This is a genomic window from Microbulbifer celer (assembly GCF_020991125.1).
In the GTDB taxonomy this organism is placed as follows: Bacteria; Pseudomonadota; Gammaproteobacteria; order Pseudomonadales; family Cellvibrionaceae; genus Microbulbifer; species Microbulbifer celer.
In genome coordinates, this window is the sequence record NZ_CP087715.1 from 3,060,185 (window position 1) to 3,072,824 (window position 12,640).

Genomic DNA, 12,640 nt, shown 5'->3' on the forward strand with positions numbered 1-12,640 from the left:
CTAGTGTGGTGCTACAGGAAAATATGGAATTGAGTTAACAGAAACTTTTTAATACGGCAAACGATTCACTCCATAAATAATAATATATAAGAGGTATAACCATGGCGATTGGTAATCACTACGATGCTATCGTTGTCGGCTCTGGCATCAGCGGTGGATGGGCCGCGAAAGAACTTACCGAAAAAGGACTCAAAGTCCTGCTGCTTGAGCGCGGGCGCAATATCGAGCACATCAAAGATTACAAAAATGCGCTCAAGGAAGCCTGGGACTATCCACACAGGGATACACCAACCCAGAAAATGAAGGAAGATGAACCGGTCCTGAAGCGCGAATATACACTGAACGAATCCACCGCCGGCATGTGGGCAAGCCACAAAGACTCCCCCTACGTGGAAGACAAGCGCTTCGATTGGTTTCGCGGTTACCATGTCGGTGGTCGGTCACTGCTGTGGGGGCGCCAGAGTTACCGCTTCAACCAACGGGATTTTGAGGCCAACCTGCGCGAGGGCATCGCCATCGACTGGCCCATTCGTTACCGCGACCTCGCGCCCTGGTATGACTATGTCGAGCGCTTTGCCGGAATCAGTGGCAATCGCGACGGGCTGGATGTTCTACCGGACGGACAGTACCAGCCAGCATTCGAGATGAACTGCGTGGAAAAGGATGTAGCCGCGCGAATCCAAAAGGCCTTCAAGGGCGATCGCCATCTGATTATGGGGCGCACCGCAAATATCACCCAGCCCAAAGCAGAACAGGGGCGGGTAAACTGCCAGGCCCGGGCCAAGTGCTGGCTGGGTTGCCCTTTCGGCGGTTATTTCAGTACCCAGTCCTCCACCCTGCCGGCGGCGATGAAAACCGGCAACCTTACCCTCCGCCCCTTCTCGATAGTGACTCAGGTACTCTATGACAAGGAAAAGAAACGGGCACGGGGTGTCGAGGTCCTTGATGCAGAAACCAACCTGACTTATGAATTCACCAGCAACGTCGTGTTCCTCAATGCCTCCAGTTTCAACTCTACCTGGGTGCTGATGAACTCCGCCACCGATATCTGGCCCGATGGCCTGGGCAGCAGTAGCGGCGAGCTGGGCCACAATGTAATGGACCACCACCTCAATGTGGGTGCTGGCGGCGATGTAGAGGGCTACCTGGACGAATATTACTTCGGCCGTCGCCCTACCGGTTTCTATGTACCGCGATTCCGCAACTGGAATGGCGACCAGCGCGATTATCTGCGCGGCTTCGGATACCAGGGGGCCGCCAGTCGACAGGGCTGGAAAAGAGATATCGCGGAGCTGAATATTGGCGCCGACCTCAAGAGTGCCCTGAGCGAGCCGGGAGGGTGGAGAATCGGCATGGGCGGCTTCGGCGAGATGCTGCCCTACCACGACAACCGGATATACCTGAATCGCGACGTCAAAGACAAGTGGGGATTGCCAGTACTGGCGATGGATGTGGAAATCCGCGAGAACGAAATCGCCATGCGCAAGGACATGATGCAGGACGCCGTAGAGATACTGGAGGCCGGCGGCGCAAAGAATGTACACGGATTTTCCGGTGAGTATGCACCGGGCAAAGGCATTCACGAGATGGGAACCGCGCGCATGGGACGCGACCCCAAAACCTCCGTACTCAATGCCCACAACCAGGTTTGGGATGCCCCTAACGTTTTTGTGACCGACGGTGCCTGTATGACGTCTGCATCCTGTGTAAACCCCTCACTGACCTACATGGCACTCACCGCCCGGGCCGCCAACCACGCAGTGGAAGAACTAAAGAAAGGTAACCTCTAGCCATGAACAGACGCGAACTGATAAAAATGATCGCCGCCGCTACAGGCGCAGCCTTTGTTGGTGGAAATGTTCTGCTGGCAGGCTGTACACGCAGGGAGCCCGCTGAAGAATACCGTTTTGACTCTACCGATATATTGCTGCTAGATGAGGTTGCCGAAACCATTATTCCGAGAACAGATACCCCCGGTGCAAAGGATGCGCAGGTAGGCCAGTTTATGACGGTTATGGTGAACGATTGTTATACCGCGGAAGATCAGCTCGTTTTTCATCGCGGTATTACCCAGCTACAGGACCTCAGCAAGGAAGCCTATGGTGTCGCCTTTATGGAACTGACACGGGAAGACAGGCACGACCTCCTCGCGCAACTGGACCGCAAGGCCCGGCTGCATAGTGCGGGGCAGGATGGCCCGCACTACTTCACCATGATGAAGCAGCTCACCCTGTTCGGATTCTTCACCTCAAAACCCGGCGCTACCGAAGTCCTTCGTTACACGGCAGTACCGGGTCGCTTTGATGGCTGTATACCTTATACCGAGGGTGATCGAGCTTGGGCGACCTGACCATGAAATACAATCAGATGACACAACGCATGCGCGCCATAAGAAATAATCGCCTCCCCACCTTCATATCAACGGCCTTTGCCATGATCATTCCGTGTTTTTTCACCGCGTTATCCTGCACGGCGGAGACGACAGGCAAAGCACTGGAGCCCTGGCAACTTGCCGAGAAATCTGAACAGTGGGAACCCGTACCGAAGGTAGTAGAAGCACCAGCAGACGCTCCACCTTCGGACGCTTTGGTATTGTTCGACGGTACCGACTTGTCGCAATGGGAATCCGCTAAAGGTGGCAAAGCCGAGTGGGCCCAGGAGGAGGGAGTCCTGACCGTGGTACCGGGAAAAGGTGACATCCGCACCAAGCGCGCATTCTGTGATGCGCAAGTACACCTAGAATGGCGTACTCCTGCCCAATTCGGTGACCGCGAGGGTCAACGGCGTAATAACAGCGGCATCTTTTTGCAGGAGCGCTATGAAGTGCAAATCCTGGATTCCCACGCAAACCCGACCTACTCCAATGGCCAGGCCGCTTCGATTTACAAGCAGCACATTCCCCTGGTGAATGCCTCGCGGCCGCCGGGTGAATGGCAGACGTACGATATCATTTTCAAAGCGCCTCGATTTGAACACAAGAAGCTGGTCGAGCCGGCAACGATCACTGTTCTACATAATGGTGTGCTGGTGCAGAACCACGAGGAGATACTGGGTACAACCGTGTGGATAGGGGAACCTGAATATGAATTCCACGACTGCGCGCCTATCGCCCTACAAGACCACAACGATTTTGTAAGTTTCCGCAATATCTGGGTAAGAGAACTTTGACTATGGTGTCCGCTAAAGCGGGGGAAGATCAAAATCCTGTAACCGATCACTTCGCTACAGCGGTAGGTTGGGTGCCCGCCCGCGATGCGAGCTTTTTATTCATTGCGCCGACTCACCTACCTCGTTGCGCCGAAGGTACTTATCCACAAAGGACACCATGGCCTCAACGGTCTGCAGGCGGGTTTCGCCCCGCATCAGGTTGTGGGTTTCGCCCTCCAGCTCCAGCAGTTCCACGGCTTTGTCCGCACGCCTGAGTTTTTTGTACATGATCTTCGACTGCCTGAACGGTACGTTCTGGTCGTCTTCGCCATGAATCAACAGTACCGGAGCCTGAAAGTTTTCCGCATGCAGGGCTGGGGATACTGCATTGAGTAGCTCGTCGGTGACCTCACCCTTGGCGTAGTTGTTCTGCCAGTAGGCCACCACCCAGTGATCGTCGCCGTACTCACGCTCTTCGTACTTCAGCATTTCTTCCAGATCGGCAACGCCGTTGATGGACACCACGCAGCGGTACAGGTCCGGCGTGAAAGCGCCGCCAGCCAGGGCCGCGTAACCCCCATAACTGGCACCGACAATACATACCCGCTCGGGATCGATGATTCCCTGTTTGACCAGGACATTGACCGAGTCGGTGACGTCGTCCTGCATCTTGCCACCCCACTCACCGCGGCCGGCCAGTTCGTGATCCAGTCCGAAGCCGGAGGAACCCCGGAACTGCGGCTGCACCACCAGATAATCGCGACTGGCCAGAGCCTGGGCGAGCCAGTCAAAGCCGATCTGATCATAGGCCGCGGGGCCACCGTGGGGCATGATGACTGCGGGCAGGTTCCGCAAACTCTGGACGCGATTTCTCGGAATAGTCAGTAGTGTCGGAATCTTGTAGCCGTCGCGGGTTTTATACCGGGTTGTGACAACCGGATGTATGCGTTCCGCGGTAATTTTCGGACGCGCAGAGGCCAGTTGTGTGGGCGGTTCATTTTTACTGAATTTGTAGAAAGTGCCGGCAAACTGCGATCCTTCTACATAGATGATCAAGTCTTCCCAGTTGTCGCTCCAATCCCGCAGCCAAACCGAATGCTCCGGAAACATACTGCGGATTTTCTGCATGCGCCGGTCAAGCTCGGGATCGAAAAAACGGTATTCAGGGTTGAATCCGGAATAACGGGCGCCCCAGACGATTTTGTCCAGCCCTTTGTAGGTATATTCGATATCGGCGTCTTCGCGGCCGAAGCCCATATTGGTGATTTCACCGCTTTCCAGAGACAGGGTGTAATAGTCATCGCGGCCGGTTTCACGGTTATTCGCCAGCACCACCAGGGAATCGCGGTCCGGCGTCAATCCAACTGGTATTATCGAACGGATTTTTGTTTCTTCCCGATAGATTGTCTTCCAGCCGTCGCCCTCTCTGACGAAGATTTCGTGCTCGTTGCGGCGGTTGTTAAAGGTTTCATGGACCATGACCTCTCCGTTCTCATCGACGAAGTACTCGATGGAATCAGGCTTGCCCTTGAAGTGCACCCTGGGACGCCGGGGTGAATCGAGATCCACCTTCATCAGGGACATACGCGGCGACTGATCGTTGGGGCTGTCCGGCACATATGCCGGCATGTAGACAAACTTGTTATCCGGAGAAAAACCGGTGATTCGCCCCAGCCCCTCCTGGCCTTTGTAAATCACGTCCCCCGGCGTCAGCAGCTGACGGATTTCGTTCTGCTCGACGTTATAAGCAAAGGCGGTGCTCAGATCCAGGTCGCCGCGATACCCCCACACCCACCGCACTTGGGATGCGCGCAGGATCAGCTCCTCGTTGGTGGCAAAGTACAGGCCGTTGAACTGCAAACCTGATTCAGATAAATCCAGTGACGCTTTGTGTTTTCCCTGTTCCAGGTCGTAAACCACCACCATATCCCGTTCATTTTCGGTCATGCGGTAGGCGATCATTTCACCATTGGGAGAAATGCTCATCTGACTGATTTTGGGCAGGACGCCGTAGTCACGAACAGAAATCCGGGTACTGTCCGCCTGTACCTGAGTGGCGGGCAATAAAATCAGCGCAATAACGAATAGGGCCCGGAAGGGGCCTGAAGGTCTCATCATTATTGGAATTCTATTTCCTGGTTATTATTCACGTTATTCATAATATCCATAAAACATTCGAGTGTGAAAGAGTACCGAATTATCTCCGAGCCGTCGCAGCACTCACTACGGTAGAATAGCCGACTCCCGAAGCAAAAAAGCCCGACTGGGGAAGCCGGGCCAAGGGTGATCACAACAGTGATCATTCAGTGCGGAGGAATATCCTCTTTGAGTACCTTTTCAGTTCGGTGTAATGCGCATTTCATTCACAAACCTCACTGGTGATCGCGGGAATTTCCAGCGGCTCTTGCGCAGCCTTTTCCCCCTGATATCCGAACTCCACATAACCGCCTGGCTGGATGGTACCGTTCCAGCCCATATCGCTCACGGTATAGGGATTACTGCCGGCAAGGTTGGCGTTCCACAGATTGGTTACCCTGCTGCTGCCACTATAGGAGAAACTCAGCGTCCAGCCTTCGATCGCGGTATCGCCATCGTTGGTAATCCGGATACTGCCGGTAAAACCACCTCCCCAGTCGCTGCCCTCGATATATTCGCAGCTGGCTATACCACCGGAGCTACCGCCAGAGGAACTACTCGACGAGCTTCCGGAAGAACTGCCAGAGGAACTGCTGGACGAGCCGGAACCGCCGGACGAACTCGAACTTGAACTTGAAGAACTTGAGCTGGAAGAGCTTGAGCTGGAAGAACTCGAGGAACTGGAGCTCGAGGAGCTAGAAGAACTGCTCCCTCCAGAACTACTGGAGCTGGTTCCGCCGGACGAGGATCCGGACGCCGGATCTGCATACAACAGGCCGCGACCATTGGTGCCGAGATACGCCCGCCCGAAGATGCGCGGATCCCCGGTGATGGCTTCGCCCATATTGCCGTACTGATGCGCATCGTCGTTAATGCGAACCCAGTCACCGCCCTGATTGGTGGAGCGGAATACACCGGTGACACCATCCACCGTACCAACCAGGTAGAGGGTGTGATAGTCGCTTTCCGGCGCGGCCGCACCCAGGCCGATATTCACCCCCTCTTCCACACTGGCAATTTTCTCAAAACTCACACCGCCGTCGGTGGAACGCCACAGGCCGGTGACGGTTTCCGCACTGACATTGACGCCGCTACCGGCGAGCCAGATATGCCCCTCATTGCCCGGTGCCGCCAGGAACTTGGCGGATTCCGGCAAACCACTGGCGGCCGTCGCTGCGAAGGTCATACCGCCGTCGCTGGAGAGATAGAAAACCCCGTTGCTGAAACCGTAGATGGTTTGTGGATTAACTCGATCACTCTCCACCCGCGCGCCATCGGGAATACCGCTTGACGCAATCCAGGAACTGCCGAGCGTGGTGGACACATGTACCCCGGCGCCTTCCGGGCTCCATACAATGGCGCCGCCATCGGCACTCATCGCCACCTTGCCACCGCCGGTCACGCCCGCCGGTTCCTGCCCCTGCCACCAGCTGTCGCCGGCGGAAGTGGAAACACCCAGGTGCACCGTGTCTGCATTGCCCACCCGCACCATGATCGACGGATCCAGCGCGGCAAAGTCGATACCGGTGGTGCTGGTGAGATACGGGGTCTGGTACATCAGCTCCGGTACCGAATCCAGATCGGTATGTTTGAAGCCGCCGATATCACCGAGCGCGGAGAAAATATTCGCATTGCCGCTAGGCGGGCTCGCGAGATCCAGTACCGCGGTCTCTTCCAGCCCTTTTATCATCGGCTCGATGGTGACGATACCGTCGCTGTCCCATTCGGTGAGATTGTTCGATCCGTAAATGGTCGCGCCGGTGCCATACATGAAACGGTCGGAATTGTGTGGATCGATTTCCACCGACTCGTTCATCCAGCCCAGCTTCAGCGCTTCTTCCGGCGGCTGCGGATTGGCACCGAGGTGCAGCCAGGGTACGGAGCTGATATCCATCTCGTAACGCTTGACCCGCTCGGGATAGGCCCCCCAGTCCCAGATGCGGCTCCAGGAATCGCCGCCGTCGGTGGTGCGGAACAGGATCATGTCCGGCCACCAGGAATTGAGTGAGGCGACCATCAGGGTGCCCGGGTTCTGGCGGTCGATGGTGAGGCCGGAATAGCCGAAATACAACTCGCCACTGGCTGCGGTCATGGGGCTGACTTCGGTCCAGGTTTCCGTGGCCGCTTCGAATTTCCATACCGCGCCGGTTTCGCCATCGTAGGGACCACCGGTATCGCTCATGGCCACGTACAGCTCGCCGTTAACTTCGTCGTAAACGCCTTTGTGGGGAATCAAACCACTGGGTGCACCGGGGATCACTTCCCAGCTGGCACCACCATCGGTGGAGCGATAGAGGGAATGCGCCTTATCGGCGACCCCTACATAAATTACATCGGAACCGGCGCCACTGGTGCCGGAACTGGGGTCAAAGGTCACCCACACCACGCCCTGCAGTTTATCGCCATAACCCCATTCGTCATCAGGATCGGCGGCGTAGGTGCCAGGATTGGGGAAGCTCTGTACTTCATACCAGGTTTCCCCGTAGTCAGTGCTGCGCCACAGGCCCTCGCCCAGTTCTGCGCCGTAATAAATGGTGCTGTTGTCGTTGGGGTCGATGCGCAACCGCTCGCCCATGCCGCGGCCCGGCATATTGCCGCCCACCTTGAACGGCAGTTCGGTGACCTGCCAAGTGTCGCCACGGTCTGTGGAGCGGGCAATAGCACCGTTGTTGGGGTCCCAATCGTTGGTGTACATACCGAGCGCGGCGTAGACACGGTCCGGATCTACCGGGTCGGTGGCCATACTCATCACACCGTTCCAGCCCCATTTGTCCCAGCCGACCCAGTCCAGCAACGGCTTCCATTCCTGGTTTTCCTCGTCCCAGCGGTAGGCACCACCAATATCCGTACGGGTATAAATCAGGTTGGGTTCGGTGCGGTTGAAAATGATTCCGGGAATAAAACCACCGCCGTCAATGCGCACGTTCTGCCATTGATACTCTTCTTGTGGGGCCGCTTGCACACCGCTCGCACACAGGGCGAACAGACTCGCCTGCATGACCGGACGGCAGTACTTTGCCACCTGCTCGGCAAGCTTTATCTTTTTTAATTTAATCATCGCTATTTCCTTATTTTCATTATTTAAATACCGCTTTGATAAAACCACTTATGGGGTTCCAGGGGTGCGCTACACCCGGGCATTCCCACATTTCCGGGCGCGCCCTGTAGTCCGTATGTCACACTTTCCCCCACTTCAAGCAGACCAACGCTCACCCCAACCGAAAAGATTGTTCGGGTCCCAGTTCAGCGCCATATCCAAGTAGGGCTCGGTATCGCCAGACCAGGACCAGCCGAGATAGCCGAGCCCACGCGCTTCGGCCTCAGCCAGGATGGGATCCTCGTCCACCGGCTGCCCTTGATGTTCGTGCGCGAACTCTCCCACGCTCAATGGCGGCTCCATTTCCTGGAAATCCTGCATATAGCTGGCAGCAACCGGCTGAGTACTCGCCCAAGAGCACACAATTCATGCGGGGATTACGACTTTTTCTGGTGTGAAAATAAAAGGAACTTTTAGTAATTATTATTATATTTTTCGAACCCAATCTGTGACACGATTTTACTTATAAAGTAAACAAGAACATGTCAAACCAACGATAACACTAGTGGTCCATGCGGAAAATTCTGTAACCGATCACTTCGCCACAGACTCCAGGGCGACGCTGAAAAAGCTTGAATTAACGCTGCTAGTCCTGCGCTTTTCCAACGCCACCCTGGAGCCTTTGGCTGTGTGCTTTAGTTACCGAATTTCCCGCATGGACCACTAGCGACAGATCTGCTCACTTCTCAAAACCGGAATGTGAATGTAACACTTAAAGAAAGTTATCAGCCGTGCAGCCCGATCCCGAGGTGTAAAAAAACGGGCGGGGAAACACTCACCCGCCCAAGCTCACACCAACTTTCAGAAAGGCTTTAGGGCCTTCAACAGTAAGACGGATCAGCACCTAAAATAGTCACCACTTTCTGGGCAACTGAAGCGACAAAAATGCCACGCAATTCAAGTTTCAAGAAATCAAACCCCGATTAAACCTCAATTAAACCCAGGAAACTCGATAAATGGGCACCTTGATTCATACCTCTAAATATCAGTTCAGTATTTTTTTCAGGTTTGGCTCCATGGCCTCAGCCCATATTTCATACCCCGCTTCATTGGGGTGGAGGTAGTCGGGCATGATGCTTTCGCTCAGGGTGCCATCTTTCTCCAGAAACTCACTGTAAATTTCCTGATAGAAGATGTGTTCACCATCGGCATAGCCCTCGATAATATCGTTGACCGCCAGGTTGATTTTGCGCATCTGCGTACCGGGTTCTGGATCCCGCGGGAATATACTCAGTAGCAGGATTTTCATCTGTGGTTGACGATCGCGCAGTTCGTCCAGTACCGCGCGTACGCCCGCTGCCACCAGTTCGGGATCTTCCCGGCGGTGGCCGGTGTTGTTGGTACCGATCATCACCACCCCGGCCTTCGGTTGGATACCATCCAGCTCGCCGTTCTGCAGCCGCCACAACAGATTTTCTGTGCGATCGCCACCGTAGCCCAGATTGACCGCATTGCGATCTGCGTAGTACTCATCCCACACTTTTTTACCGGCTTTTTCCCAACCTTCGGTTATGGAATCGCCAATCATCAGCAGGTCCACATTGCCCTTTTCCAGGCGTTTCAGGTTGCGCTCGAAGCGCTCGTCCCACCATCCCTTGGCCCAGTATTCATAGCGGGTATCGGGGGTAGTGGAGAGCTTCCGGTAGTCGGGGCAGTGGTCTTTTGCTTCCCCAGTTTTCTCCAGGCGCACATTGGCCACGGAAACCTGCCCTTTACCGCCGGCGCGCAGGGAGAAGGGCACCGTTACACTGGAGAGATCATCCCCTTCGCGGACAAAGCAACTGAGACGGTAACTCTCGGTTTTCCAACCTTCGCCGATGTTGCTCCGCGCCTGGCGGGTGAGATTCACATGACGCTCGCAGCCCTCGCCACACTGGATTTCCACCGCGAGGTCCGCTTCCGCCAGATCATCCACTTTCAGGTCGAAAGACAACACGCCCTCTTCCACGTAGCTGCCAAGATCCAGTGGCTCCCCATGTTTCAGGCTGAGACGGGCAAGCCAGGTGTCCTGCCACTTCAGGGTCAGGGCATCTTCCTGTACGTCTTTATCCGTGGTGACCACGGTGACGCGGCCACTGGGCAATTTGGCGAAGGCGCCACTCAGCATCTGGTTCTGTTCAAAGTCGTCGATCTGAATCCCCCAGGGCTGTAGTGGCCGCCCCTGATACAGCGCATAACTTTCCGGTTCACCCTGTTGCAGGCCGGGCACATTTTCCGCGAGCTTCTCTGGTCCCTGCTGCTCGGAGAACAGGCTCAGGCCATAGCCAAACCGGAACAGCGGATCGTAGCCTGCGTGATGGGTATTCAACTTGCCCTGCAGCGGCAGGCCGGGCCAGGAAAAGGATAAACGGCCGGTGAAGTCGTGACGGGCTTTGCCGTCTTTATCCGCTATCAGCATGTCCGCCACACCATCACCTTCGGATCCTGGCAACCAGGCGGCAACGAAGGCATCGGAAGCATTGATTTCCGGGTTCACCCACAGCGGACGGCCGGACAGGAAAACGGAAACCACGGGAATATCCTGCGCGCGGAGTTGTTTCAGCAGCGCCAGGCTCTTTTTATTACCCGGCTCAAATTCCAGGGTATTGCGATCCCCCTGCCCTTCGGCGTAGGGGGATTCCCCGAACACCACAATGGCGGCATCGGGTTTCTGATCGAAGCTGCCGTCTTCAGACAGTATTGCCTTGCCACCGGCGACTTCCACCGCTTTCTGGATGCCGCGGAAAATGGAGGTGGCACCGGGGAACTTCTCGTTGGGAATGCCGGCGCCCTGCCAGGTCACGCTCCAACCGCCGGACTGCATGGCAATACTGTCGGCGCCGGGGCCCGCCACCAGAATATTCTGGTCCGGATTCAGCGGCAGCACGCCGTCGCGGTTTTTCAGCAATACCAAGCTCTCGCGCACCGCGCGGCGGGCCAGGGCGCGGTGTTCGGGGTTGCCCACCACACGCTCGTCACCGGCCAACGCGCGCTCGGAAGGCTTTTTATCAAACAGGCCCGCGCGCAGTTTGACCCGCAGAATCCGGCGCACCGCATCGTCCAGGCGCGCCATGGAAATCTCGCCATTTTTTACCTGCTCAAGGGTATTGGCGATCATGTTTTTCCAGTCGTAGGTGACCATCAACAGGTCGATGCCGGCGTTGATCGCCTGTGGACAACTATCGTTGGTGCAGCCTGGCACCTGACCGTGACCATTCCAGTCGCCAACCACCAGACCATCGAAGCCCATGCGCTCTTTCAGCACATCGGTAAGAATGTATTTATTCCCGTGGTGCTTCACCCCGTTCCACTCGGAGAAGCTGGCCATGATGGTCTGTACCCCACTTTCGATGGCTGCGGGGTAGCCGGCGTTGTGGATCTGCACCAGCTCCTGCTCACTGATGCGGGCATCGCCCTGATCATCGCCTTCGAAAGTACCGCCATCGGCGAGGAAATGTTTGGCCGATGCCAGCACGCGGGTTTCCGACAGGAAATCATCACTGCCCACACTGCCCTGCAACCCTTCCACCATGGCGGAGGCAAACCGCTTCACTACCAGCGGGTCTTCGCTGTAACTCTCATAGGTACGGCCCCAGAAATCGTTCTGGGCCACCGCCAGTGTCGGTGCGAATACCCATTCCACTCCGGTGGTGCGCACCTCTTTTGCGGTTGCTGCGCCGATCGCGCGTACCAATGCGGGATTGTGGGTGGCGCCGAGACCGATATTGTGGGGGAACAGAGTGGCACCGGTGAGGTTGCCATTGCCGTGCACCGCATCCGTCCCCCAGAATACAGGAATGGCGGTACCGCCATCGCTGGTATCCATGGAGGCTTCCCAGAAGGCGTCCGCCAGTACCAGCCAATCGTCCGGGCCCGCATCCTCCTTGCGCCCCGGCACCGAGCCACCGCCGTTCAATACCGAACCGATATGGTATTGCTTCACCTCTTGCGGGGTGATCGACTGGATTTCCGGCTGCATGATCTGGCCGACTTTTTCTTCCAGAGTCATTTGTTTCAGCAGCGCTTCCACGCGTTTCTCCAGCGCGGGCGCTACTTCCGGACTGCGGGTCTGCGGCCAGAGATCGATTCGCCGTTCTGTGGTCTCAGAGTCGCCAATCGCGAGGGGCGTCACTGACAATAGGCCCGCGGCCAGTATGGTGCGCAGGGCATCGGCTGGTGTAGAGAGAGGCTTCATAACAGGCAATCCCTTTTGTTATTTATTGGTTATTGATTGGTTTGTTATTTATCGGGCTTTTTCCGTTTGCGGTTTTTAGTCGGGCT

At 56.2% G+C, this 12,640-nt stretch carries 7 protein-coding genes; 3 read left to right on the forward strand and 4 right to left on the reverse strand.

Features of this window, described 5'->3' with window-relative positions:
* The first annotated feature begins 101 nt into the window (after positions 1 to 101).
* Genes LPW13_RS12780 through LPW13_RS12790 form a run of 3 tightly spaced genes read left to right on the forward strand, consistent with a single transcriptional unit; the run spans position 102 to position 3,168 of the window.
* Positions 102 to 1,790, forward strand: a complete 1,689-nt coding sequence (locus LPW13_RS12780) for a GMC oxidoreductase (protein WP_230435925.1) — start codon at positions 102 to 104, stop codon at positions 1,788 to 1,790.
* A gap of 2 nt (positions 1,791 to 1,792) precedes the next feature.
* A complete protein-coding gene (locus LPW13_RS12785) occupies positions 1,793 to 2,350 on the forward strand; it encodes a gluconate 2-dehydrogenase subunit 3 family protein (RefSeq protein ID WP_230435927.1) in 558 nt (185 codons plus the stop codon).
* Positions 2,338 to 3,168 carry a 3-keto-disaccharide hydrolase gene (locus LPW13_RS12790; RefSeq protein WP_230435929.1) on the forward strand — a complete coding sequence of 277 codons (831 nt, stop codon included), beginning with the start codon at positions 2,338 to 2,340 and terminating at the stop codon, positions 3,166 to 3,168. Before LPW13_RS12785 ends, LPW13_RS12790 begins: the two co-directional genes overlap by 13 nt.
* A 99-nt stretch (positions 3,169 to 3,267) precedes the next feature.
* Here LPW13_RS12790 and LPW13_RS12795 read toward each other — a convergent pair whose 3' ends face one another.
* From LPW13_RS12795 to LPW13_RS12810, 4 genes are all read right to left on the reverse strand, one after another.
* Positions 3,268 to 5,265, reverse strand: a complete 1,998-nt coding sequence (locus tag LPW13_RS12795; RefSeq protein ID WP_230435931.1) for an alpha/beta hydrolase family protein — start codon at positions 5,263 to 5,265, stop codon at positions 3,268 to 3,270.
* A 241-nt stretch (positions 5,266 to 5,506) separates the two neighbouring features.
* The gene (locus LPW13_RS12800; protein WP_329957899.1) at positions 5,507 to 8,341 is read right to left on the reverse strand and encodes a cellulose binding domain-containing protein; all 2,835 of its coding nucleotides are present in this window, start codon (positions 8,339 to 8,341) and stop codon (positions 5,507 to 5,509) included.
* 135 nt (positions 8,342 to 8,476) lie between these two features.
* On the reverse strand, positions 8,477 to 8,701 hold the full coding sequence (locus tag LPW13_RS12805) for a hypothetical protein (RefSeq protein ID WP_230435933.1): 225 nt from the start codon (positions 8,699 to 8,701) through the stop codon (positions 8,477 to 8,479).
* Between the two features lie 664 nt (positions 8,702 to 9,365).
* Positions 9,366 to 12,554: a glycoside hydrolase family 3 N-terminal domain-containing protein gene (locus LPW13_RS12810; protein ID WP_230435934.1), complete on the reverse strand. Its 3,189-nt coding sequence runs from the start codon at positions 12,552 to 12,554 to the stop codon at positions 9,366 to 9,368.
* Between the last annotated feature and the right edge of the window lie 86 nt (positions 12,555 to 12,640).